The 25,467-nt window shown below is 37.2% G+C and carries 23 protein-coding genes and 1 pseudogene; 7 read left to right on the top strand and 17 right to left on the bottom strand.

Annotated elements, in window-relative coordinates; all coding sequences use genetic code 11:
* The first annotated feature begins 88 nt into the window (after positions 1-88).
* Together IGJ39_RS04610 and IGJ39_RS04605 are read left to right on the top strand one after the other, a co-directional pair.
* Positions 89-2,326 carry an ATP-dependent Clp protease ATP-binding subunit gene (locus IGJ39_RS04610; protein ID WP_195339095.1) on the top strand — a complete coding sequence of 746 codons (2,238 nt, stop codon included), beginning with the start codon at positions 89-91 and terminating at the stop codon, positions 2,324-2,326.
* 193 nt (positions 2,327-2,519) lie between these two features.
* Positions 2,520-2,840: a DUF1827 family protein gene (locus IGJ39_RS04605; RefSeq protein ID WP_019723965.1), complete on the top strand. Its 321-nt coding sequence runs from the start codon at positions 2,520-2,522 to the stop codon at positions 2,838-2,840.
* Between the two features lie 21 nt (positions 2,841-2,861).
* On the opposite strand, the gene IGJ39_RS04600 is transcribed toward IGJ39_RS04605, so the two are convergent.
* The 4 genes from IGJ39_RS04600 to IGJ39_RS04585 all read right to left on the bottom strand — a co-directional run bounded on the left by IGJ39_RS04600 (position 2,862) and on the right by IGJ39_RS04585 (position 7,768).
* Positions 2,862-3,083 (bottom strand): flagellar motor switch protein, encoded by a 222-nt coding sequence (locus IGJ39_RS04600; RefSeq protein WP_438764237.1) that lies wholly within the window; start codon positions 3,081-3,083, stop codon positions 2,862-2,864.
* A gap of 231 nt (positions 3,084-3,314) precedes the next feature.
* Positions 3,315-4,895 (bottom strand): peptide chain release factor 3, encoded by a 1,581-nt coding sequence (locus IGJ39_RS04595; RefSeq protein WP_010735889.1) that lies wholly within the window; start codon positions 4,893-4,895, stop codon positions 3,315-3,317.
* Positions 4,896-5,140: 245 nt separating this feature from the next.
* Positions 5,141-6,517, bottom strand: a complete 1,377-nt coding sequence (locus tag IGJ39_RS04590) for a hemolysin family protein (RefSeq protein ID WP_010735890.1) — start codon at positions 6,515-6,517, stop codon at positions 5,141-5,143.
* A gap of 126 nt (positions 6,518-6,643) precedes the next feature.
* The gene (locus IGJ39_RS04585; protein ID WP_023519400.1) at positions 6,644-7,768 is read right to left on the bottom strand and encodes an AI-2E family transporter; all 1,125 of its coding nucleotides are present in this window, start codon (positions 7,766-7,768) and stop codon (positions 6,644-6,646) included.
* Between the two features lie 135 nt (positions 7,769-7,903).
* Here IGJ39_RS04585 and IGJ39_RS04580 point away from each other — a divergent pair, with 135 nt between their 5' ends.
* Complete coding sequence (locus tag IGJ39_RS04580) at positions 7,904-8,338, top strand: GNAT family N-acetyltransferase (protein ID WP_019722746.1); 435 nt, start codon at positions 7,904-7,906, stop codon at positions 8,336-8,338.
* Positions 8,339-8,398: 60 nt separating this feature from the next.
* Here the strand turns inward: IGJ39_RS04580 and ntdP are convergent, their stop codons facing one another.
* The 3 genes from ntdP to recX all read right to left on the bottom strand — a co-directional run bounded on the left by ntdP (position 8,399) and on the right by recX (position 11,002).
* Positions 8,399-8,932 carry a nucleoside tri-diphosphate phosphatase gene (ntdP, locus tag IGJ39_RS04575; RefSeq protein WP_010735893.1) on the bottom strand — a complete coding sequence of 178 codons (534 nt, stop codon included), beginning with the start codon at positions 8,930-8,932 and terminating at the stop codon, positions 8,399-8,401.
* Positions 8,933-9,024: 92 nt separating this feature from the next.
* Complete coding sequence (mutY, locus tag IGJ39_RS04570) at positions 9,025-10,209, bottom strand: A/G-specific adenine glycosylase (protein ID WP_195339096.1); 1,185 nt, start codon at positions 10,207-10,209, stop codon at positions 9,025-9,027.
* Positions 10,202-11,002, bottom strand: a complete 801-nt coding sequence (recX, locus tag IGJ39_RS04565) for a recombination regulator RecX (RefSeq protein ID WP_195339097.1) — start codon at positions 11,000-11,002, stop codon at positions 10,202-10,204. The genes mutY and recX overlap by 8 nt, the downstream gene beginning before the upstream one ends.
* 105 nt (positions 11,003-11,107) lie before the next feature.
* Here recX and rlmD point away from each other — a divergent pair, with 105 nt between their 5' ends.
* Positions 11,108-12,484: a 23S rRNA (uracil(1939)-C(5))-methyltransferase RlmD gene (gene rlmD / locus IGJ39_RS04560; protein ID WP_195339098.1), complete on the top strand. Its 1,377-nt coding sequence runs from the start codon at positions 11,108-11,110 to the stop codon at positions 12,482-12,484.
* Positions 12,485-12,598: 114 nt separating this feature from the next.
* Here rlmD and IGJ39_RS04555 read toward each other — a convergent pair whose 3' ends face one another.
* From IGJ39_RS04555 to IGJ39_RS04545, 3 genes are all read right to left on the bottom strand, one after another.
* Positions 12,599-13,315 carry a YcjF family protein gene (locus IGJ39_RS04555; protein WP_019722749.1) on the bottom strand — a complete coding sequence of 239 codons (717 nt, stop codon included), beginning with the start codon at positions 13,313-13,315 and terminating at the stop codon, positions 12,599-12,601.
* 214 nt (positions 13,316-13,529) lie between these two features.
* Positions 13,530-14,138, bottom strand: a complete 609-nt coding sequence (locus tag IGJ39_RS04550) for a lytic polysaccharide monooxygenase (protein ID WP_438764233.1) — start codon at positions 14,136-14,138, stop codon at positions 13,530-13,532.
* Positions 14,139-14,472: 334 nt separating this feature from the next.
* Complete coding sequence (locus IGJ39_RS04545) at positions 14,473-16,023, bottom strand: fibronectin type III domain-containing protein (protein WP_104775529.1); 1,551 nt, start codon at positions 16,021-16,023, stop codon at positions 14,473-14,475.
* A 366-nt stretch (positions 16,024-16,389) separates the two neighbouring features.
* On the opposite strand from IGJ39_RS04545, the gene IGJ39_RS04540 reads away from it, so the two are divergent.
* Complete coding sequence (locus IGJ39_RS04540; protein ID WP_108145792.1) at positions 16,390-16,872, top strand: TspO/MBR family protein; 483 nt, start codon at positions 16,390-16,392, stop codon at positions 16,870-16,872.
* Positions 16,873-16,972: 100 nt separating this feature from the next.
* Here IGJ39_RS04540 and IGJ39_RS04535 read toward each other — a convergent pair.
* From IGJ39_RS04535 to IGJ39_RS04520, 4 genes and pseudogenes are all read right to left on the bottom strand, one after another.
* Positions 16,973-17,113 (bottom strand): annotated as a pseudogene (locus IGJ39_RS04535) (IS3 family transposase); the annotation flags it as partial.
* A 493-nt stretch (positions 17,114-17,606) separates the two neighbouring features.
* Positions 17,607-18,233, bottom strand: a complete 627-nt coding sequence (locus IGJ39_RS04530; protein WP_065096208.1) for a hypothetical protein — start codon at positions 18,231-18,233, stop codon at positions 17,607-17,609.
* A gap of 528 nt (positions 18,234-18,761) precedes the next feature.
* The gene (locus IGJ39_RS04525; protein ID WP_195339100.1) at positions 18,762-20,525 is read right to left on the bottom strand and encodes a carbohydrate-binding protein; all 1,764 of its coding nucleotides are present in this window, start codon (positions 20,523-20,525) and stop codon (positions 18,762-18,764) included.
* Positions 20,526-20,927: 402 nt separating this feature from the next.
* Positions 20,928-22,142 (bottom strand): LCP family glycopolymer transferase, encoded by a 1,215-nt coding sequence (locus IGJ39_RS04520; protein ID WP_195339101.1) that lies wholly within the window; start codon positions 22,140-22,142, stop codon positions 20,928-20,930.
* 406 nt (positions 22,143-22,548) lie between these two features.
* Here IGJ39_RS04520 and IGJ39_RS04515 point away from each other — a divergent pair, with 406 nt between their 5' ends.
* Positions 22,549-22,884, top strand: a complete 336-nt coding sequence (locus tag IGJ39_RS04515) for a hypothetical protein (protein ID WP_438764229.1) — start codon at positions 22,549-22,551, stop codon at positions 22,882-22,884.
* 98 nt (positions 22,885-22,982) lie between these two features.
* Here the strand turns inward: IGJ39_RS04515 and IGJ39_RS04510 are convergent, their stop codons facing one another.
* From IGJ39_RS04510 to IGJ39_RS04500, 3 genes are all read right to left on the bottom strand, one after another.
* On the bottom strand, positions 22,983-23,183 hold the full coding sequence (locus tag IGJ39_RS04510) for a cold-shock protein (protein WP_010735910.1): 201 nt from the start codon (positions 23,181-23,183) through the stop codon (positions 22,983-22,985).
* A gap of 128 nt (positions 23,184-23,311) precedes the next feature.
* Positions 23,312-23,914, bottom strand: coding sequence for a superoxide dismutase (locus IGJ39_RS04505; protein WP_019723151.1), 603 nt, complete (start codon positions 23,912-23,914; stop codon positions 23,312-23,314).
* Between the two features lie 81 nt (positions 23,915-23,995).
* A complete protein-coding gene (locus tag IGJ39_RS04500) occupies positions 23,996-24,469 on the bottom strand; it encodes a GtrA family protein (RefSeq protein ID WP_019723152.1) in 474 nt (157 codons plus the stop codon).
* A gap of 188 nt (positions 24,470-24,657) precedes the next feature.
* Here IGJ39_RS04500 and IGJ39_RS04495 point away from each other — a divergent pair, with 188 nt between their 5' ends.
* Positions 24,658-25,464 (top strand): DUF1189 domain-containing protein, encoded by an 807-nt coding sequence (locus tag IGJ39_RS04495; RefSeq protein WP_010735913.1) that lies wholly within the window; start codon positions 24,658-24,660, stop codon positions 25,462-25,464.
* Positions 25,465-25,467 lie beyond the last annotated feature (3 nt).

Here is a 25,467-nt window from a genome sequence, read left to right as displayed (position 1 = left end):
TGTTGATCGAGTGTTATTCTTTTACCCAAAGATAGGCGCGATGTAAAATAGACTTAATGACCAATGTTTGAAAGGACGTGAATGTTTTATGCTTTGTCAAAACTGTGGAAAAAATGAAGCAACGATTCACTTGTATGCGACTGTCAATGGCCAACGTACACAACTTGACTATTGTCAGAGCTGTTACCAAAAAATCAAAAATCAGCAAAATGGAGGTCTAACAAGTATGGCCCAAAATGATCCATTTGGCTTTGGGAGTCTGGACGATCTGTTTCGTTCGATGTCTCGTCAAATGCAACAACAAGGAAATTATGAACAAACACCCCCTACTCAATTTGGTGGGAACAACAACTTCAATGGTGGACAACCACCACAAGGCCCCGCTTCAGATGGTCTTTTAGGCGAATACGGTATCAATATCACAGAAGAAGCACGCCAAGGTGAAATCGATCCAGTCATCGGTCGAGATGATGAAATCAAGCGCGTGATCGAAATCTTGAATCGCCGCACAAAGAACAATCCTGTATTGATCGGAGAACCAGGTGTCGGTAAAACAGCTGTGGTTGAAGGACTCGCACAAAAAATCGTTGATGGCGATGTTCCACAAAAATTACTAGATAAAGAAGTGATTCGCTTAGATGTTGTTTCACTTGTCCAAGGCACAGGAATCAGAGGACAATTTGAAGAACGGATGCAAAAACTAATCGAAGAAATCAGACAAGCAGAAAATGTCATTTTATTTATAGATGAAGTTCATGAAATCGTTGGGGCTGGTTCAGCTGGTGATGGTAACATGGATGCCGGAAATATATTAAAACCCGCATTAGCTCGTGGCGAATTACAAATGGTTGGGGCAACGACATTGAATGAATACCGGATCATTGAAAAAGATGCTGCGTTAGAGCGCCGGATGCAACCTGTTCGTGTCGATGAACCTTCTGTAGATGAAACGATCAGTATTTTAAAAGGATTGCAAAAGCGCTATGAAGACTACCATCATGTCAAATACACAGATGCTGCGATCGAAGCTGCGGCTAGATTGTCCAATCGCTATATCCAAGATCGTTTTTTACCGGATAAAGCCATTGATTTACTGGATGAAACAGGATCTAAGAAAAACTTAACGATCCAAATCGTTGATCCAAAAATGATCGAAAAGAAATTGGAAGAAGCGGAAGAACAAAAGTTGTTGGCTTCTAAAGAAGAAGATTTCGAAAAAGCAGCTTATTATCGCGATCAAATCAATAAATTGAAAAAAATGCAAGAACGTCAACTTTCAGAAGAAGAAATCCCAGTAATCTCTGAAAAGGACATGGAAAAAATCGTTGAACAACGTACAGGCATCCCAGTTGGTGAACTGAAAGAAAAAGAACAAACTCAATTGAAAAACTTAGCGGACGACTTGAAAAAACATGTGATCGGGCAAAACGATGCGGTTGATCGGGTAGCCAAAGCCATTCGTCGTAATCGAGTTGGTTTAAGCAAGAAAAACCGTCCAATTGGTTCTTTCTTATTTGTTGGTCCTACTGGTGTTGGTAAAACAGAATTAGCGAAGCAACTAGCCTATGAATTATTTGGATCTGAAGAATCGATGATCCGTTTCGATATGTCAGAATACATGGAAAAACACAGTGTCGCAAAATTGATTGGTTCCCCTCCAGGCTATGTCGGCTATGAAGAAGCTGGTCAATTGACTGAAAAAGTACGTCGAAATCCGTATAGTTTGGTTCTGCTTGATGAAGTAGAAAAAGCACATCCAGATGTCTTACACATGTTCCTACAGATCTTAGATGATGGACGTTTGACCGATGCGCAAGGTCGTACGGTCAGCTTCAAGGATACAATCATCATTATGACAAGTAATGCAGGAACTGGAAAAGTAGAAGCCAATGTTGGCTTTGGTGCTGCTCGTGAAGGCGTGACTCGTTCTGTCTTGAATCAATTGAACAACTACTTCACACCAGAATTCTTGAATCGTTTTGATGGAATCATCGAGTTCAGTGCTTTATCAAAAGAAAACTTGATGACGATCGTGACGCTCATGCTTGATGATGTCAACCAATTGTTGGCGGCTCAACAATTACATGTGGACGTTCCTACGAATGTCAAAGAAAAGCTGGTTGATCTTGGTTACGATCCAGCAATGGGTGCCCGACCATTACGTCGGACGATCCAAGAACAAATCGAAGACGGCATTGCCGAATTCTATCTTGATCATCCAACGATCTCAGATCTTAAAGCAAAATTAGATAAAGACGACAAAATCGTCATTACGTCTAAACCTGAACGTTTAGTCAAAGAAGCAAACAACGAACCGACAGAATAATTCCACGTTAGTATGGTAATAAAAATCGAGCGGAGAGTTTGCCACTCTCCGCTTTTGTTTTTATTTTTGGAAAAAAAGTAACGATTTTTTCTCGTCCGTTCATTTTTAAGAAGACAAAATGCTGTTCATTTTACTAAAAAAAAATTATAATTAATGTAAGTTATTTCTTAAATACATAAGAGAGGTGAGCGCCATGAAACTAGTTAATGTAACAAACAGTCATTCACGATTAGTTTTAAATCAGCTGGAAAATACAGATGCACATATGGTTAAGGTGTATACCGCAGGAAATACAACCGTTATTTATACAGAAGCTCCCGAGCACAACGAAATCGTCCTGATGAATGAAAATCGTAATATCCAACCAAAGGAAATTGAAGAAATCCAACGTTACTTCTTAAAAAAAATCCATGACGCTGAGTACCATCCTGATGACATCCAAGTGATCGAGTTACCGGGCTTAGTAGAAATCTCTATTCCAAAAAGAAATTTAAATGCACCAATTGCTATGTAGGTTAAAAAAATAAATCATGAATCAAAGGGGTTTTGTCGAAGGTACTTGGCATTCCCTTTTTTTCTTTTTCCTATTTCCAACTTCCCTCCCCTTTACAGGTCGATCCGTTTGGATGATCGAGCGTATTTCTGTGACGATCCGTTCATTTTTTTCCCAATTCTCAATATCCAACATTTGACATACTCGACGCATTTTTGCTTTTTTTCTTTCAATACGCTGTTTTTTTTTGATTTCTGTTTCCATTTGACCCCTACTTTCTTTGCTTATTTTATATATATGTACGCAAAAATATTCTAATCTATTTTTTTATTTGATTTTAATTGATTTTTTCAAAATAAACAAAAAAACGTTAAAATCCAACAAAAACACACGACAATTCACTGAAAACATGAATCGTCGTGTGTTCGTTTTAGTTTATATGCTAAATGAATATTTTTAAAAGGAAACAACTGTACAGGCAATGGGAAGCACTGATTACATCAAACTTTTTAATTTTACGTTTGGATATTTGTCAGCAAACCAACGCTCTGCAAACTGATTCTCAAATAAGAATAGCGGTTGATCAAAGCGATCTCTCGCTAAGATATTACGACTTGAACTCATTTTCTCATCCAGATCTTCTGGCTCGATCCAACGGGCGATCTTGTTACCCATTGGCGACATGATCACTTCTGCATTGTATTCATTCAACATCCGATATTGGAAAACTTCAAATTGTAATTGTCCAACTGCCCCGATGATGTACTCTTCGGTCACATAGGTTTTATATAATTGAATGGCACCTTCTTGTACCAATTGATTGATTCCTTTGTGGAATGATTTTTGTTTCATCACATTTTTAGCCGTTACTTTCATGAAAAGCTCAGGCGTAAATGAAGGTAATTCTTCATAAGCTACTTTTAGTTTTCCTTCATATAATGTGTCACCGATTTGATAGTTTCCAGTGTCATACACACCAATGATATCTCCTGCCACAGCATTTTCAACGTTTTCTCTAGCATCTGCCATAAACTGCGTGACATTACTCAATTTCAATTTTTTGTTCGTCCGCTCTAATGAGACGTCCATTCCACGTTCAAATGTACCTGAACAGATTCGTACAAATGCAATACGATCTCGGTGAGCTGGATTCATATTGGCTTGGATCTTAAAGACAAAACCAGAAAACTCTTGTTCGTACGGGCTGACTACTTGCTCTTCACGTGTTTTATGTCCATAAGGAGATGGCGCCAAATCAACAAATGTTTCTAAAAATGTCTGAACACCAAAATTAGTTAAAGCTGAACCGAAAAATACTGGCGTCTGCTCCCCACGTGCAATTTTTTCTTCATTAAAGGAATCTCCGGCTTCTTTTAACAACTCTACTTCTTCTAATACTTGCTCGTACAATGAATTATTTCTTAGTGGATGATCCTCCGGTAAGTGACCCTCTTCATCTAATTGAGCCAAGCGTTCATCTTGATAATTCTCAGGACGATAAAATTCTACTCGGTTATGATGGATATCGTATAATCCTTCCAATCCTTTACCCATACCGATTGGCCAATTCATTGGGCAAGATTCGATATCTAATAACTCTTCTAATTCTTCTAATAGATCAAGCGGTTCTCGACCATCTCGGTCCAACTTATTGATGAAGGTGAAAATAGGAATTCCTCTTCTTTTGACTACTTGGAAAAGTTTTTTCGTTTGCGCTTCAATCCCTTTTGCGCTATCGATGACCATGACCGCACTATCGACCGCCATCAACGTACGATACGTATCTTCTGAAAAGTCCTCATGCCCAGGGGTGTCTAGAATATTGACTCTTTTTCCGTGATAATCAAATTGCATCACTGAACTGGTAACAGAAATCCCACGTTGTTTTTCGATTTCCATCCAGTCGGATTTTGCAAAATTACCCGTTTTCTTTCCTTTGACCGTTCCTGCTTGGCGAATCGCACCACCGAATAAAAGCAGTTGTTCGGTGATCGTTGTTTTTCCCGCATCCGGATGGGAAATGATCGCAAATGTGCGTCGATTGTCCACTTGCTGTTTTAATTCTGGATTGTTCATAAATTTACTCCATTCTTCATTTGTCTATTGCTTCATAAAAGAGAACCCCTTCGACTATTCGATAGTTCCTCTATCCTTTTCTTCAACTCAAATAGTATAGCATGGATATTCAATTTGAAAAAGTAAGCGAAACAGTTTTACTTTTTCTTTTCATTTGATATCTCCAAAAAAAGAACAGATACATCACTTCAGAAAGCAAGTAATATATCCGCTCTTCGTTTCGTTAAAAGACCATCGAAGGTGCTTTATCTTCGTGGTTCGTCGTCTTCAAAATCTTTTTTGAAATAGCGACGTTCTTCTTCAGGCTCAGCTTCTATTTCTTCTGGATCATGGAAGATCACACGAATTTTGAGTACTCTAGAACCTTCCATTTCTTCAGAAATCAAGGTAATGTTTTCAACATCAAATGAAAGTTTTTCTCCTTCATCGGGAATCATGCCTAAAGCTGTGATCAAGTAGCCGGCCATCGTATCCACATCACTCATGTGGAGATTACTTTCAAACGCCTCATTGAATTCATCGATCAGCATTCGACCTTGAATGATGTATTCATAGTCACCTACTTGTTCGTAGAGATTTTCTACTTCATCTGATTCATCATCGATTTCTCCAACGATTTCTTCAAGTAGATCTTCCAATGTCACTAAACCTACGACTCCGCCATATTCATCTAATAGGATCGCCATTTGGTTTTGTGTTTTTTTCATTTCATACAATAGATCATCAATAAAAATCGTTTCTGGAACAAAAAGTGGTTCCTGCATGATTTTTTTGATCTCTAAGTTTTCGAACCCAAATTTATGGGCAGCTTTTAATAAATTTTTCGTATGAAGGATTCCGACAACTTTATCTTTGTCTTCATTATAAACAGGAATCCTTGAGTAATTCTCCGATAGTACTTCGTTGACATTTTCTTCAATGGAGTCATTAATGTCGATCATAAAAGCATCTGTTCGAGGAACCATTACTTCCCTTGCAACTTTTGTGTCTAAAGAAAAGACACCTTGAAGCATTTCCAACTCTTCGTTGTTCAATACCCCTTCGTTTTCAAGCATATACCGCATTTCGTCGCGGGTCATCTTTGAATCTTCATCGTCAAAAGTCATTGGTGTTATCCGTGCCAGCAAGCTGGTAGATGCAGATAACAGCCACACGAAAGGTTTCGCTACGACACCGATCATTCGGATCATACCTGAGGTAAAATTCGCTACCTCTTCTGATTTATTCAAAGCGATCCTTTTCGGGTATAATTCTCCAAAAACAATCGAAACATAGGTCAAAATAGCCAGTACGATAATATTTGCAATACTTCTTGCTGCGGCACCGCCACCTAATAGTGGGGCTAATCTTACGGATAAAGTATTAGCTAAAGATGCACCAGATAAAATATTGACCAAAGTGATTCCTACTTGGATAGTTGATAGGAAGTTATTTGGGTTCTGCAATATTTTTAAAAGCTTTTTAGATTTAACATCTCCTTCTTCCGCTTTTTGTTCGATCCGATTTTTATTGATCGATACAACTGCAATTTCGGAAGCTGCTAAAAAAGCATTGATCAATGTCAAAATGATCAATAATAAAATTTGCGCTAACAGCGACTGACTCTCAGGGTCAGCATTCATAATCGCATTCTCTCCTTATTCATTTAAATTTTTATTTTTTTAAAGAAAAAAACGTGGCTAAAGGTAGCCACGTTAAAATGGTATCATAAAGCGATTTTCTTTGCAATAAAAATAGCCATTCGATCATTAAGATTCAAGAGTCGTCGCGATTTTTTTCTTGTTCTCGTTTTGTTTATCTTCTTTTACGATCTTGACGACATAAGAAATGATTGTTTTGCAGATCGCATAAAAAGGTACACCGAGAAAAATCCCTAGTAAACCTGCAATGTTTCCCGCAACAAGTAAAACGATAATGATCGTTAGTGGATGGATCTTCAATGATTTACCAATGACATTCGGATAAATGATATTTCCATCTAGTTGCTGAACGATCAAAACGACTACACAACATAGCAATGCTTTGAATGGATCATTGAATACTGTCACTAAAAAGGCAGGGGCTAAACCTAAATATGGGCCTAAATAAGGAATGAGGTTGGTCAATCCAGCAATTACTCCGAAAAGGAAGGCATAGTCTACGCCTAGAGCAAAGTAACCTAGAAAGGTGAATGTACCAACGAATAAGCATTCGATTGCTTGGCCACTAATATAATTAGCTAACGTTTTATTCAACTGTCCTAACAACTCAACGATTTGTTCTCTTCGTTTTTCTGGAAAGAAACGTTTGATGTTCGGCACAAGTTTTTCGCCATCTTTCAACATGTAAAACAAGATGAATGGTGCGGTAATAATAACGATGGTTGCTGAAGCAATCGTTCCAACGATCGAACCTAAGCTATTAGATAAGCCACTCAGAAATTGTTGGATGATCGTGCCATATGAAATATCCAGTTGTTCAAAATATTTATTGATATCGACATCTTTGAATACGGACCATTGTGCAACTTCTGCTAACCAAGTCTCTACTTGGCGAATAAAGTTCGGCGTGTTAGAGGCCAAGGAAGATATTTGTTGGACTAAACTTGGGATGACACTTAACAAGATCCAGACCAGAGCGGCAACTAACAATAACAGTACAATTGCTACTGCCCAGATCCGTTTCATTTTTGTTTTCATCAATAATCCAACGATTGGATTCAAAATATAATATAAAAAACCAGCAATCAAAACTGGTGCAAATAATGTGGAGAAGAATGTCCCGATTGGTTGGAAGACAAAGCTGATTTTCGAGGAGACTAAGATCAATGTTGCTAAAATCAGCAATTCAAATGACCAGAACATCAACTTTGATTGTTTTAACTTATCGAACAAATAATTCACTTCTTTCCTTTTTTATGATAGTATATAACATTCTTTTGAAAAAATCTGTTATTTTTGATTTTATTTTATGCACTTTCCATTCCGATCACTTTACAGTATACTACTGAAAGGAAAGGTGGCTGTTTGATGAAAGTAGTTCATACAAAAGATACGATGAGTCCGATCTATCTCGATGCTGTACGTATCAGAAACCAAGTCTTCGTTGTCGAGCAAGGTGTTCCCTTTGAGAGAGAAATCGATCAGGATGAGGCGCATTGTATCCATTTCGTCCTTTATACAGATGCACAGGAGGCGCAAGGTACTGTTCGTTTACTGCCACTCGAAAATGGCCAGATAAAAGTCCAACGTATGGCAATCCTTGCTGAATACCGTCAACAAGGTTTGGGGCAAGTCTTGCTAAGAGAAGCAGAGGCTTTTGCTAAAAACCAAGGCTTTGATACGATAAAATTAGGCGCTCAACTGACCGCTATTCCTTTTTATGAGAAGCTTGATTATCAAGCCTACGGTGAAGTCTTCGAAGATGCGGGCATCCAACATCTCAACATGAAAAAAAACTTGTGAAGCATCCAAGTAAAAACAGTAAGCAAGATGAAGATTCCTTCACTTACTTACTGTTTTCGTTTACTTTTGCGACAATTGCTTGTAACGGTCATACCAAATATCAATATAGCCTTCTGAGAATGGGCCATCTCCATTATTGATCCAGTCAACCAAAATCTTCACGTTTTCTTTTAAAATGAAGTCAATATCACTTGGATAATTCATCATTTGACTGTGCATTTCATATTCATCGACATCTAACAAGCGCTTCTCGCCATCAGGAAAAACCTTGATATCTAAGTCATAATCAATATATTTTAATGCTTCATCATCTAATAAAAAAGGTGAAGCCAGATTACAATAATAGGAAACCCCCTTTTCTCTGATCATTGCTATTACATTGAACCAGTATTTTTTGTGAAAGTATACAATCGCTGGTTCTCGCGTCACCCAACGTCGTCCATCAGACTCTGTTACAAGAGTATGATCATTGACACCGATCATTGAATGTTCGCTTGTTTTCAATACCATGGTATCGCGCCACGTTCGATGCAATTTGCCGTCGTGTTTATAACTTTGGATCGTTACAAACTCTCCTTCTTTTGGAACTCCCATCGCAATCCTTCCTTAGCAACATTTTGTGCTTTGTGTTGGGGTGTTCATTACACCGACATCGTAATTATTATAGCAATAAAAATCATCTTTGCCTAGAAAGGATTACTATTGTTTCGATTTTTATCCAACTGCTCGACTAGCTTCATTTGTACTTTTGGGAAAACCACTTGTTCAAATGCTTCTGGTATCAGCCACTGCGTCTGTTTGCCAGTCTCAGATAGGTCTTTTTCAGTCTTAGGCAACCGACCATAAAACAATAAAACATGCCATTTCAAATGACTGAAGATATGCGTCACTTCCCCTAGATGCCGTTTTTGCCATACGATTTTGTCCGCATGAGCAAAAGGCAATACTGAAGCACCTTCTTCAGCGACTAAAACCTCGTCGAACAAACTGATTTCGTTCTTAGGTTGCCAGTCTGCTTCTAGTTTTTCGTATACCTCTTTCGTTACTTCTACCATCGGAAATGTCCACATATCAGACAGTAATTTTTGTTGATCTCGTTGTTCAAAATAAAAAGCACCTTCTGCGTTTTCAATCGCTGCACAAACATAATAAACATCTCGCGGCTTTGCTTTTTTTGTTTTGACAGGATAGGCGGTTTGGATCCCTTTTTCTTTTGCTAAACAAAATGCTTGGATCGGGCATTCCTCACATTTAGGCGAGGTCGGCGTGCAGATTGCTGAGCCAAGATCCATCAATGCTTGATTGAACTCACCCGGATGCTCTTCGTCAATGATTTTCCGCATGGCTTGATCAAATACTTTGCGACTCGATGCTTTCGCAATATCTTCTTCAATACAGAACAGCCGACTAACCACACGCATGACATTTCCATCGATCGCTGGTTCAGGTAGCCCAAAAGCAATACTTGCGATTGCCCCTGTCGTATAAGGACCGATCCCTTTTAATGTACTGATTTCTTCCGGTGTTCGTGGCATCTTTCCGTCAAAATCTTCCATGATTTGTTTTGCAGCAGCTTGAATATTTCTGGCCCGTGAGTAGTAACCTAAGCCTTCCCAAGCTTTCAACAGTTTTTCTTCGGGTGCTTGCGCCAACGCTTCGATGGTTGGAAACCACTCCATAAAGCGATAAAAATAATCAATGACTGTATCGACTCTGGTTTGTTGCAACATGATTTCTGATATCCAAATACGATAAGGGTCTTGATTGTAACGCCAAGGGAGATTTCTCTTTTCAAGCTCATACCATTCAATAAAACGTTCTTGAAATTCTTTTGTTTTTTCTAAGGACCAGTTTTCCCATTCTCTACTCACTTGCTTCTTCTTCCTTTTCTAAAATAAAGCGCTGGATCATCTCAAAATCAAAGCCTTTTTGATAGAGACTCTGCTTTACTTTCATCTTTCTCTTTTGAGTTTCAAAGCGACTATTCTTACGCCAGATCTTCTCTCCTTGTTGTACTAAAAGCTCATATTCAACTTCTGGATCAGTTTCTTGAGGTAAGGTTTGCATCGCTTCTTGGATCACATCATTGGTAAATCCTTTTGTCATCAATTTCTGTTGGATATTCCGTAATAGATCCTTTTGACTTTTGGCACGATTTTTTTCGTAAGTCTTTTCCGCTGTTTGCCGTGCATTTTCTACTTGCTCTTCAAATGGGTACTGGCTTAAAGACTGCTCGATCACTTCTGGTGAGAGCCCTTTTTGTTGCATTTGTTGTGCTAATTTTTTTGGTCCCTTGTCACTCAAACGCATATTCGTTCGGACGTAACTTTCACCAAACGTCAAATCGTCAACAAGACCTAATTCTTTTAATTTTTCAACGATTTTATGACGGTCTTCTTGTCCGATCTCTTTATCTTTTAAATAGATCCGAATTTCTTTTTCCGTTCGTAATTGGTAACTCAAATAATTTAATGCTTGTTGTAAACCAAAATCATAACCTGTACTTTTTTTGATTTCAGCTAATTTATCTTCTGTCAATTCTTGTCCTTTTAATAAACGATAGCGTACTAAAATATCTTCTGATACTTGTAGTATTTCGCCATCTGATAGATCGATCTGATAAAAAGGCCCCTTGCCTTTACTGATTCTTGCAATAGAAAGCAAACTATCCCTCCTCGAACATATATTCCTATCATAACATAGAAAATCCCCAACTTTCGCTATAATATGTTAGAATATAGCCACATAATGATAAAAAGGGAGATACCTATGCCAGAAGCAATTGTTAAAAACGGCCAAACGATCACATTAAAAATCAAACGTTTAGGGATCAACGGAGAAGGAATCGGCTACTTTAAACGCATGATCGTCTTTGTTCCGTATGCCCTTCCGAAAGAAGAAGTCCTAGTGAAGATCACCAAAGCGACCCCTCGCTATGCCGAAGGACAACTCGTTAAAGTCAAAAAAACAAGTAGTGACCGTGTGACTGCTCCATGTCCAGTCTACTATGAATGTGGTGGTTGCCAGTTGCAACATTTAGCGTACCATGCACAACTCGATTTCAAAAAAGATTTGCTCTTGCAAGCTTTAGAAAAATTCAAACCCGCCGGTTATCGTGAGTATCCACTTTTACCAACGATTGGAATGGAGGATCCATGGCGTTACCGGAACAAAGCGCAATTTCAATTGAGAAAAAATAAAAAGACAGACAAAATCGAAGCTGGACTCTATCAAGCCAATTCTCATGACTTAGTGGCAATTACTGATTGTTTAGTGCAAGAGCCTGCGACACAAAAAGTGATGAATACAGTCGTCGATTTATTGAATAAATATGATTTACCGATTTATGATGAACGTGCGGATAGCGGAATTTTCCGCACGATCATGGTTCGAGTGGGTATACAGACAGGCGAGCTTCAAGTTGTCTTTATCACCAGGAGTCAAAAATTCCCACAAAAAAATGCCCTGATTCGTGAGATCAATCAGCAACTCCCTGAAGTCGTTTCGATCATGCAAAACGTGCAACCTTTAAAAACCTCCCTCGTGATGGGTGACGAAACAAAACACCTTTGGGGAAAAGAAGCCATTGAGGAACGGATCAATGAAGTAACTTTTGATCTTTCACCTCGTGCCTTTTTCCAGTTGAATCCTCAACAAACAGAAGTCTTATACGGTGAGGGAATCAAAGCTTTAGCCATCCAACCAGAAGAAACGATCGTAGATGCTTATTGTGGTGTTGGGACAATTGGTTTGAGTGTGGCAAACAAAGCAAAAGAAGTACGCGGAATGGATACCATCCCCCAAGCCATTTCAGATGCACAGAAAAACGCACAACGATTAGGCTATGAGAATACTCGTTATGAAGTGGGTACGGCAGAAGAGCTCTTACCAAAGTGGTTGAATGAAGGCTTTCGTCCGAATGGGATCATTGTTGATCCGCCACGTACTGGTTTGGATGAGCAATTGATCCAAGCAATTTTAAAAAATCCACCGCAAAAATTAGTTTATATTTCTTGCAATGTTTCGACTTTAGCAAGAGACCTCGTCCAATTAGCGAAAGTATTTCACGTCGAGTATCTACAGTCTGTCGACATGTTCCCTCAGACAGCACGTTGTGAAGTCGTCGTGAAATTAACAAAAAAATAATTCAATAGCGCCAGCCAGAATCCTTATAAAAAATAAGCATTTTCCTCTACTTAATAGTCAAAACTATTTCCGAGGTCAATGCTTATTTTTTATCCGATGATTTCTGATTAAACCTTATTTCATTTGTTTTTTTCGTTTCAATAAAGTAAAAAGTGTTTGAACTTGCCCTTTGAAAGACATGACATCATCAAAAATATCTTCGCCATCATTCAACATTTTTACTGTGATCCAGCCTAATGATTCTGTGATCGTACTAGCGACTGTTGCGTTGATCGCTGCACCAGCCACTGTACCTACTGCCGGAATGATCTTAATGATATTCCCTACTGCACTTCTACCTAAACTAACAACGATCAACTCTTTTGAGACACTTTTACCTAATGATTCAGACCATGATTGTCCAAATAACTTGTGGAGACGTCCCATCATCGTTAGCTGAACTGGTACAAGTAAAAAAGCATCTGAAAAAGGGATCGGTGAACAACCGATGATCGCCGCTGTCAAAGAGGCCGCATGAATCGTTGCATGGCATTTTCTACGTAACGGTTCATCTACCCCTTTTAAAAATTCTTCAAATAAACGATCGAATTGTGTTTTGCTCTTTGCTAATGTTTGTTCCGCTTTGCTTTTTGACGAATCAAAATTTCGTAAAATAGCTGCGGATGTTTTTTGAGGAAGTCTTTTCATTGTTTCAGCGAAAAAGGAAGCAAATTCTTTTTGTTCCTCAGGTGTTTGCTCCAATGTTTCTTCTACTTTTGTTTCTTCGTTTTCGATTACAGTATCTTCAATCGATTCTTTGTTTTTCTTTTTTTTCCGTAAAAATTTTTTCATTTGATTTCCTCCGTAACCCTTCCCTTTTGGTATCCTTATTTCTATCATACAATACAACCTGAAGTTCGCCAAAAAATGGGATCATCATCGAACCTTGTCCTATTGATTTTAAATGGTTCGAACATACAAATAAACACCCATGAAGTGAAAATGAGAGTCACTTCATAGGTGTTCTTTATATGATCAGTTAAAAAGGTTTCTCTTCAAGGTTTTTCTATTGAATATTGACATCAATTACTTGATAGAACGCATTTGTTGTATCTGAAATATTCCAAACAGCTAAAATCACGTTGTAGCCTTTTCTATCTTGAGGAACAGTAATTGTTTGATTTACTGTTTTTGGTGGAACTGTTGCTTTATCATCGATTTTTGTAATCAATTCAAAATCGCTGAATTTCAAAGGTTGATTTTGGTTCCAACCTGGTTTTGTAATATAGTAATCCCAAGTGCTTGTACGATGTTGTGCAGTTAAGTTCCAAGTGATATTCAAAGGACCAGCATTAATTACACTTTTATGCCAACGATTTGCTGTCTGTTCATCTAATGGTTCAAACCCACTAACACCTGCACTTGCGATTTTTCCATCAATAAATGTATTTTTAGGCGCTTCAATACTTTGTGGTTCCCATTGTGCGCGCCCAACGTTTTGATTCAAATTACCTGCAGCTGCTGTACCGAAATAGGCACGACTCCCTGGAGATGTTACATAACCATGTGCATAACCAGATGTACCAAAACCAAACAAACCTAACATAACAATTCCTACGAACATCATAACACTAAACTTTTTCATAACTGAACCTCCTATATTTGATAGGTTCATTGTAAACGTTTTCCAAAATAAAAACAAACGTTATGCTTTTATAACTTTATTGCGGATAAGCTAATTTAAAACATCTAATAAAAAGATTGATTTAATAGGATTTAACTAGCAATAAGGATAGTTAACCACCTAAATGTTTCTATTGTACACTTAATATTTTCTTAATATTTCAATATACATATTGTTTTTTCAACAAAAAGAAGAGAGCTTATTTAAGACTCTCTTCTTTTACACATCTATATAAATAATAACTTAAATATCATTTTACAATACAAGTTATTAATAATTTTTACGATTTATCATTTTATCTATGGAGTAATAAGAAATCGCCGGATTATTTAGTCACAAGTCTCCATGGACCATAAGGACCAGATTCACTCGGAATATCATTTTGTGTCCAATGTCTCGCTTCATAGATCAGCCCTTCATATGTAACACGCTCTCCACCTAAGTAAACTGTTGCAGGGTCCCAAGCGGGTAGAGTAGATTCTGATTCTTCAAGCGTAGTAAAAGTATAAGTTGCTGCATCCGAAACATTTCCAGAACGGTCTTCTGCAATCACTTCAACTGTGTAAGTCGTATTGCTCTTCAAGTTTTCAAAGGTATGAGAAACAGCCATTGTTGTCGCTGATACTGTTTCGCCTGCACCAGTTAATTTAAGGTTATAACGAGCAATGCGGTCATTATCCGTTGATGCCGTCCAATTGATACGCGCACGCTGTGTCGTAATGAAATCTGAACCTACATTTGTCGGTGTTGATGGATTTTGTGTATCTTCAGGCATCTCAGAACCATCTGTAAATCTTTGACCCACAGTTAAGAATTCATATTGATTTTTCACTTGCCCTTGTCCGCCATCTACTTTGGCATCACGATTCATTGACCAGTATGAAACCATACCGATTTTGCGTTCTTTGGCATGTTGTACAACTAAGTTGAACATATCTGTTGTAAAGTAAGGATGTTGTTCATTTTCAAATCCTACAGAAGGAGTCGTACCTAATTTTGCATAAGCTTGCTCATCCGTTAATGTTTTACCAGCGTATTGTTTGTAGTGATTTTTCAATTGGACCATTGTATTGTCTACCGCATCTAACGAACCTTGTGCATAGTCTGTAACACTTGATCCATAACACATTGTCATGATATTCACGTTAGTTAAGTCAACACCCGCTTCTAAATAAGCTTGCAAGACAGATAATCCTGTTGAGATCAATCCTGTAGGCATAACTGGTAATGTCAACGTCACATCAACCCCAGTTGCATCTTGTAATCGTTTTACTGCTTTCGCATTTGCTAAATTTTCGTGGTACCCCATAGCAGCAGCTTCTACGTCAAAGTCAATACGTGTAAAACCATAACCTTGGATAACTTCCATGTAAGCATCATAAAGCATATCTTCATCTTGCGTTACTTCCCAGAAGGCACCAGAATTTAATCCGCCAAATGACACAGCTGCATCTCCGCCTACTTCTCTTAACTCACGGATCGATTGCTTGATTCCTTCATATTGCCATTGGTCACTATCACTTTCACTCAATCCATTGAAGCTTCCCCAAGCCCAATCAAGTTTCCCATTTTTGATCCCTCTAGCTTGCATAAACCCTAGATTAAAGAAACGTTGACCTGTTTCTCTAGCAATTGCTGCCATATTCAAGGCACCTTTATTTGACAGCACTTCATCTGAAGTATACGCCGTGATATCTACGAATGGTGCTACGACTTGTTCTGGCCACTCGATTCCTTGACCTACACCAAAATCAGGTGTTGCGCGAACTGTTTGCTCTGTTGCCGCTCCTTGCTCTTCATTTAAAAACAACGGTGCAACCAATAAGCTACACAAAGCTGCTCCAGCTAATAATCTTTTTACACTTTTTTTCTTCATTTTTTCAAACTCTCCCCATTCAACTAATTCATTTCCCTTGTTCGTAATCGATTACAAATTTTATAATATCAGATAACTCAAAATAATATAACGAAAACAAAAAAGAAATTAAGGTTATTTAATCGTTTTATCTCCGTTTTATAGTTAAATAAAAAAGTAAAAACAAAAATGTTCGGTATTGCAACAACGCTTAAAAATCAACGTATAAATGCTTTATCAACGGTTAAAACACCTCGATACTATCTTATATAGATCAATATGTACGCTAAATTAACATTTCTTAAAATAACTTAAAAAATTACAAGTCATAAATAGGTGCTGTTATAAATAATTATGTTAAACTGTCTAAAGAAAGGAGTTTTTGTTATGGTATACACTATCAATCGATTAAAAGATTATCGTTTGTGGGTTTGCATTATCGGAATCGTTGCTTTGGGATTTTTATCTGGCATTCTTAGCGGCAATCCAGGAAAATATTATTACTCGTTACAACTCCCAGCTTTTGCACCACCTAGTTGGATTTTCGGTCCTATGTGGACGATCCTCTATATTTTAATAGGCATTTCTTTGTACTTCATTTTAAATACACAAAATCAAAAACACCGCACTAGACTATTGTGGCTCTTTACAATTCAATTCATCTTCAATCTTCTATGGTCAGCTTTATTTTTCAATGTGCAAAATACTTTGATTTCTGCTATCGATATCACTTTATTAATGATTTTTCTAACAGCTTTGGTCTATCATTTATGGCTGCACAATCGCACCGCAATGTGGTTGACGATCCCTTACTATTTATGGGTATTTTTTGCATCTATCTTGAATTACGCGATTTTTATTTTGAATTAAAAAACTTACCTAGTAAAATGTTGAAGCAGCTCCTGTCAAGTAGACAGTGAAAAAACAAAAATAGTATTATTATAGGAATCGAGTCCCTCGATTCCTATTTTCATGCAGTTTGTTTTCTAAACTCATTCGGCGAAAGCTCCTTCAAAGCTTCCGAATAGCGGTAGTTATTGTGGGATCGCATATATTCACTTACAGATTTCTTTATCTCCTCAAAGCCCTGATAGATTTCTTGATGAAACTTTCGTTCTTTAAATGTTCAATCGGTTGATTATCCAGCCACACCCTACTCGAGACATACTTTTGTTGATCTTATATTTTGTTTCAAGTCTCTTATAGTCATAAGACATGTATTGAAATACGCGATCACTATGAGGGAATGGTCGTCCACCTGAGTTCTTATCCATTGTTTTTTATTGTATTCCTGAGAAGGAAATTATTGTCTGAATGACTTGGTTCCCAAGAGATAATCGAATGATCGTAGAGATCGATGAATGCACTTAAATAGACTTTTTCCCATTTCCATCGTGCAATTTAGTTACGTCTGTACACCATGGATCCATCAACACAACATGACGAAGAGCCCATTTTTAACTAACCACTTCTGTCATATTTATTTTCTATTGTTCAACAGTTCGAGCTTATTATGTAATTACTTAACAATTCATCGCTTTTTACTATTCAATACACGTTTCCATTCAAGTGATACTTCAAGAACACAGCGAGACCTATACTCCTTATGCATCAGTTAATAAAAACGGTGTCCTTCTAACGTTTATAGGTGGCATTATAAACTGATTTTGCGTTACTGTTCTAAATGTCATCCAAGACTTATTTGCATCGGATCCACGCAACTCCAAATATGTAGGCAACGGAAACCCTAAATCTGAACTAAACGTCATACCACCGATTCCTACTGAACGATCTCGGGAATTCCCAACTAAATGACCGATTGGCACACGTCTGTTTGTCAACCAGACTGAATTAGCTAAATAAGAATTCGTCACATCCCAATAGACCCAACCACCCCAATTTGAAGTCGTTGATCGAATAGCTATTGGATCATTTGAATCAATGAATCCCGTTTTCCCAGTTGTGCTTTCAATAATAATCGGCGTTCCACCTCGATAACCAGGTCTTGCATAATGACCGAATATTGCGTAGTCATAGCTCGCCCACGCTTCAAATGTCACAGGATTTCGATGAGGTAAATTCTTGTCTCTTAAACGATAGGGCGTATTATAGCGAAGTCGATTCCCATTTGTACTTACAGGATGTGAATTATCCGCTTCCGCATTGACATTTATCGTAAAAAAAGCTCCTCCTAAAATGAACATTCCAATTAATAAAACAATTTTTTTCATCTGCAATTCCTCCTTGCGATTTTTTTGAGTGATAGCTATCTCACATATTCATCATAGCAACGAAATAACAAAAACGTAATATTTTAATTTATAATATGAATGTTTTGTAATTTTTTTATAATCTATTTTTAATCAATATACAGTTTTTTTAATTTTAAAAAAGCTATTAAATGAGGTTTTACTATAATTTCATTTGAAAATAAATAATAATTATCAATAAATATTTGTTTTAGATTAAAAAATAATTAAAACAAGTGATAACTAAAACATAAAAATAAATCGATTTTTATAGCTTTTACTTTAGAAACAACTGACGACTTGACTTGAAGATTCAAATATAATGTCTAAAATTCGAATTTCTTTTCCCTATTTACACTTTTTTTAAAGTTGGGGGAAATTACTTTATTCACTTTATCCGATAATACCGACCTCAACTATATGCAATTGGTGTATCAGACTTATTATTAGCATAAAAAAGCTACGTGAACAATTCACGTAGCTTTTTGTTATTAACTATTAATTGGTAGTTTATCCAACCTGTTTCCAAGGACCGTACAATCCAGCTTCGCTTGGCTTGTTGTTTTGTGTCCAATATTGCGCTTCATAAACGATCCCATTATACATCACTCGATTTCCTTGTACATAAACTTTATTCGCTTCCCACGCGGCGATCTCATCGCCACCTTCTGGCGTTCCTGAAATCAATTCCCAAGGACCATATTGACCTGACTCGCTCGGTACATTGTTTTGCGTCCAATGCTTAGCGCGATATAAAGCACCTTTATAAGATACAACTTCTCCACCTAAATAAACCTTTGTCGCCTCCCATGCAGGCGCCTCTCCTGGTTCGCCAGGTTCTCCCGGCTCCTCTGGATCTACTACATCCGCTAAAGTTGTGAATGTAACTTTTGCCGTATCCGAAATATTTCCAGAACGATCTTCTGCATTGATTTCTACCGTATATTCTGTATCGGCTTTTAAGTTTGCAAACGCGTATGAAAGAGAAGTAGTCGTAACATTGATCGTTTGTCCATTCCCTACTAATCTCACGTTATATTTTGCCACACGGTCATTGTCAGTCGCCGCCGTCCAGTTGATATGCGCACTATTTTTTGTAATGTCCCCAACAGAAAGATTTGTCGGAACAGACGGTTTTTCTTTATCTTCCGGAGTTTCGCTTCCGCCGCCCTCATTACCTTCAGCAAATGCTTCACTCACTTTTAAGAATTCAAATTGGTTCTTTATTTGTCCTTGTCCACCATCTGTTTTTGCATCACGGTTCATCGACCAATAAGAAACCATACCAATTTTACGTTCTCTTGCATGTTCGACAACTTGATTGAACATTTCTGTCGTGAAGTACGGATGTTGTTCGTTCTCAAAACCAATCGAAGGAGTTGTACCTAATTTTGCATACGCTTCTTCATCAGTCAAAGTGATACCAGCATATTGGCGATAATGATTCTTCAATTGGACCATTGTATTGTCGACCGCATCTAATGATCCTTGTGCATAATCAATGACGCTCGGACCATAACACATCGTCATAATATTGACATTGGTCAAATCGACACCTGCTTCTAAATAAGCTTGCAATACGGATAGTCCAGTCGAAATCAAACCAGTCGGCATAACAGGTAATGTCAACGTTACTTGTACTCCTGTAGTATCTTGTAGTCGTTTGACTGCTTTCGCATTGAGTAAGTTTTCTGTATAGCCCATCGCCCCTGCTTCCACGTCAAAATCTACACGAGTAAAGCCATATCCTTGAACCACTTCCATATAAGCATCATAAAGCATATCTTCATCATGGCTGACTTCCCAGAAAGCACCTGTGTTCAGTCCACCAAATGAAACAGCAGCATCTCCACCAACCGCTCTTAATTCACGGATCGTTTTTTTGATACCTTCATATTGCCATTGATCACTGTCATTCTCACTCAATCCGGCAAATCCGCCCCATGCCCAATCAATCTTACCATCTTTGATTCCTTTCGCTTGCATGAATCCTAAATTAAAGAATTTTTGCCCAGTTTCCTTTGCAATTGCCGCTAGATTCAACGCGCCATTATTCGACAACTCTGTACCTGATGTATAAGCTGTCATATCAACAAATGGTGCAACGACTTGTTCTGGCCATTCAATACCTTGACCTACACCAAAATCAGGCGTTGTTTTGATTGTTTGTTCTGTTGCTGCACTTTGTTGTTCATTCAAAAACAAAGGTGCTACTAGCAGACTGCATAATGCAGCGCCAGCCAATAATTTCTTTAGACGAACATTTCTTTTCATTAGTATGTATATCCCCCATCAACAATTTTATCTTGTGCTATGTATTTCCCTCTTGCACAACGATATCATAACAAATAAAAATCAAAAATATAACATTTTTAAATAAGAATTAGTGTTTTTTAATTTTGAGTATAAAAATAAAAATATATAAAACTACTCGGTTTTGAATAAATCAACATAAAAAAATCTAATAAACAAACATTTTCAAGACATTTCTGTAATCAAATAAAATCTATCTATCATTTTAAATTATTTTCCGTTATAAGAAAAACACTTAAAACAAAAGAAAAATAACATAACTTAAAAAATAAAACAAAAAAATATCGAAATTTAAGGATGTATCCTTAAATTTCGATATTTACTCGTTTTATTTATTATTTAAATCATATGAACAAAGCTTTGTTAATAGCCATTGCCTGTCCAAGTCTCTGTGCTTTGATCATTTTGTTGACCGCCATATGGGTCATAATATTGTTGCTGGTTATACTGATTTGGGTCGTAGTATTGAGAGGTGTCTTCTGAATAGACCGACTGCTGACCGTACCCATCGGTGCCATATTGATTGTACGTGTCTTGTGAATATTCAGATGTCTCACCGGTTGTGGTATTAGCAGTGGTATCTCCTTCACCATTTTCTGAGTCATCATAAAACATCATATAGGCATTATCATTTTTTAAGTTAGGCAACGTATCACTTGGCTTGATCTCTAATTGTTTTTTCAATTGATTTTGGATCGATAATAAGTCATTTTGACCTAGTATTTGGTAGTACACATCATTGATCGTCGTGTCTTTTCCTTTTAGCTGGTCTTGCTTGATTGTTTGGAAAGCGGAGGTATAATTCGTTGCGATATCTAGCATGTCATCCCAATCCAAATCAGTTGTCACATTGTTACCTGCCGCATCTAAAAGTTTTCGATAATTGCTTACGCCATCAAGACTGACTACTTTATTGACGATTTTCGTCACAACTTCTCGTTGACGTGCTTGTCGGCCGATATCACCTTCAGGATCTTCATGCCGCATTCTTGCATATGCCAACCCTGTTTCACCATCAACTGTTTGTTTTCCTTCTGGAACATGGACACCATCTAGAGTAAAGTCGATTTTATTGTCGATCTCGATCCCACCTACTGCATCGATCAAGTCCTTCATACCATCCAAATTGATTGTGACATAGTGGTCAATAGGGATATCAAGTAATTGTTCGATCGAATCCATTGCCATCTCTACGCCACCAAATGCATAGGCATGGTTCAACTTATCGACCGTCCCATAACCGACGATATTCGTATAGATATCTCGATCCAAGCTAATGATCGTTGATTTCTTTTGTTGTGGATTGACGGTCACGACCATCATCGTATCGGATCTCCCTTGTTCTGTTCGCCCAAGGCCTCCTGTATCTAATCCTAATAATAATACTGAAAAGGGTTCTTGATCATCAATACTTACTCGATCGTCACGTTTTGCTGATACACGATCAGATTGTTTTGAAATCCGATTGACTGTTTGGCTCGCCTCTCCCATAAACTTGATTCCATAAGCTGAAACTCCGCCGATGAGAAGTACGATTATTCCCAACAAAGTCAATATCACTTTTTGCCACCGCTTCATACTACACCTCTATCATACATATTCTTGATTATTCTCTCATACACCCAATCATTCAGCAATCCAACTACTTAATCCTAATAAAACTTTAAAAAATAGTTTTTGTCTTCGTGATTCATATGTATTTTTTTGTAAAATTCTTAATTATCATACCATAGGGCGCATAAACAGAAAAGAAAGAAAGCGATTCTTTTTATACGTTTTATTGGATTTTTATGATTTTTTGTTCAATAAATCAAAAAACTAGTTTTTTTTAACTTTGTTTATGCCTTCCTATTAAGCATTTCCAGCAAAAAAAAAGCGGAGAAATCAGGAAATGAAACAACTTCTCCGTTCTCTCCGTCTTTTTTTATTTGTTATAAGTGATTGTTCAAGTAAATGTTGTTAAAACGTTCTAGCAGCTCTCCATATGCGAGAGATCGAAGCATTTTTAGTCATTGCCCCACCCACATTTTTTGATAAAGAGATCAAAGTGAAATTAGAAAGTGATTATCCTTTAAGTATCGAATTATTATATGTAAAAGTTTTACAAAACCATTTAGGTTTGTATTTGAATGTCCTTTTCACAAATGAATTATTGCTGAATCCTGACTTGATTATTCGTACAACTGGGGCCCCCACCAAAATAATCAGCTATGAAAATGAAATTCCTTATATTACTATCCGCAATGATTTTTCTACTTCAGATAATAAGCACTTAGTCCAAAAAATCAAAGAGATTATGTTTGGCAATAACCAAAATTAACTAATTTTTCTTGTAAAACCATTTTTTCCAGAAAGAGAAAATAAAGAAACAAAAAGAAGATACGGCAAGCCGTATCTTCTTTTTTCGTCAACATGATCTTATAATTTAGATACTTCAGCAGCTTGAGGGCCACGCGCACCTTCAACGATAGAGAATTCTACTTCTTGGCCTTCTTCTAAGCTTTTGAAGCCATCGCCTTGGATTGCTGAGAAATGTACGAATACATCGTCTCCACCGTCTACTGTAATAAACCCAAATCCTTTTTCATTGTTGAACCATTTTACTGTTCCGTGTTCCATAAATATATAGCCTCCAAAAAAGTTCTTGCAAGTAACCCTTGCAAAAACATTATACCGAATTTAGAAAACGCTCGCAAGCATTGCCCCGTTAATTTTCTAAATTCCATGGCAAATGGAAGAACGCTATTTTAGCCTGCGAAATGCTTGTTCACTTCATCCCAATTCACAACATTCCAGAAAGCTTCAATGTAGTCAGGACGTACATTTTTGTATTTCAAGTAGTAAGCATGTTCCCAAACATCTAAACCTAGAACAGGTTTCTTGCCTTCCATCAATGGTGAGTCTTGGTTGGCTGTAGAAGTGATTGCAAGTTTACCATCTTCAAGTACTAACCAAGCCCAGCCAGAACCGAAACGTCCTGCCGCTGCTTTTTTGAATTCTTCTTTGAATGTTGCAAAATCGCCGAATGTTTCGTTAATTGCGTCTTTGATTGCTCCTGTTGGCTCGCCACCAGCATTTGGTGCCATGATTTTCCAGAAGAATGAATGGTTCGCATGTCCACCACCATTATTACGTACAGCAGTTTGAATGTCAGATGGAATAGCATCCATGTCTGAAAGCAATTCTTCTATTGATTTTTCACCTAGTTCAGGATATTTTTCGATTGCTGCATTTAAGTTTGTCACATAAGTATTGTGATGTTTGTCATGATGCAAATGCATCGTTTCTTCGTCGATATATGGTTCTAATGCATCAAATGCATAAGGTAGATCTGGTAATGTGTAAGTCATAAAAAAATTCCTCCTCAAATTTTTTGGGTCTCTTTACACTAAAAGAGTAACAAAGTGAGGGGAATTCTTCAATTGTTATGCCTAGTCTTCCAATTTTTTACTGGTTTCTACTGGTTCTTCGATAATTTCTGTCTTGTTGAAAATAAATAATTTGCTAAAGACATAATTTGCCAATACGACTAAGATCTGTGTAATGATTTTAGCGACATAATCATTCATTTCCAATCCTTTGATCATCAAGAACATAGCGCCCATGTCTAGTCCATAAGAAACGATTCGGTAAAAAACAAATTTCCCAAATTCGATAAATAAATGCGTATAACTAGGAGATTTGGATCGAAACACCCATACCTTATTGGTGACAAATGCAAATAAAACAGAACAAATCCAAGAAATCGTATTCGATACTGGCATCGATAACTGGAAGATTTGTTGCGCGATTGCATAACTGACGAAGTTGACAACTGTTGCTAATCCACCAAAAAATAGATAGATGAAAACTTCCCAATATCCTTTACTTTCTAAATAGCTTTTAAATTGAACATAAATCTTCATTTTTCTACCTACCTTATTTATCATTCTTTCCTATCATACTCTATCTGCTAATAATTTTCATCTCTAGAAAACAATGATCGATAAGAATATAACCTTATCTATCGTGAGAGAATGTTTTAGAACTCTTGTAATTCATAGCATACTCCGCTAGAATTGCTAGTGATGACAATTCTACAGAAGGAGTAATTATGACAACAAAACAACTAATCATTAGCTCATTTGCTCGATTCACCGAGCTTAAAAATGCTAAAAACGTATCATTTGGAAAATCATTAGTCTATCTTTTATGTTTGAGTGTACTAATGGCATTACCTATTTCTTACCAAATTTTTCAAGTGCTGGACACTATCAAGTCCGATGGTCAAAAAATTGCAGCTGAAATTCCAGATTTTAAGATTCGTGATGGACAAATCGATTCGCCAACAAATGAAGGTTTTATTTATCAAACGGATTCGATCATCTTTACCTTTGACCCCGAAGGAAAACGTACCCCTGAAGATATCTCTTCAGATTTGATAGGGAATTTCCTAAGTGTCGGTCTGCTAAAGGATAAATTGGTTCTAGCTTTACCGAATACCGGCACGACTTCGGCATTGCTGAACAATAATCAGTTTGAATTTGAGTATACGAATAATGCTTTAAAAAATCTAACTGGCGAAAGCTTACGTAGTACATTAAGTGAAGCAACGATCCCTTTTTGGATCAAAGCATTAGTATTTTTGATTTCCATTTATCCTAGCTTTTTAAATCTGATCATCACTTTACTTATGGCAAATTTTGCGGCTTATGTATATGCAAGATTACGTTTAGCTAAAGTAACTTTTCTCGATTGTCTAAAAACAATGATCTATGCGATATCATTACCCACTGTTATTGCAACGATCCTGATGATTTTTGCACCAACTTTTGATACAACAGCGTTTATTGCATTTGCGGGCATATTCATTTTTGCTCAAGCAGTCAAAGGCTGGCCAAAAATCCAATTACCAAAATAAAAG

It is taken from the genome of Enterococcus sp. AZ140, assembly GCF_051714405.1.
GTDB classification, from domain to species: domain Bacteria; phylum Bacillota; class Bacilli; order Lactobacillales; family Enterococcaceae; genus Enterococcus_B; species Enterococcus_B pernyi.
This window is presented reverse-complemented; position numbering and strand designations above follow the sequence as displayed.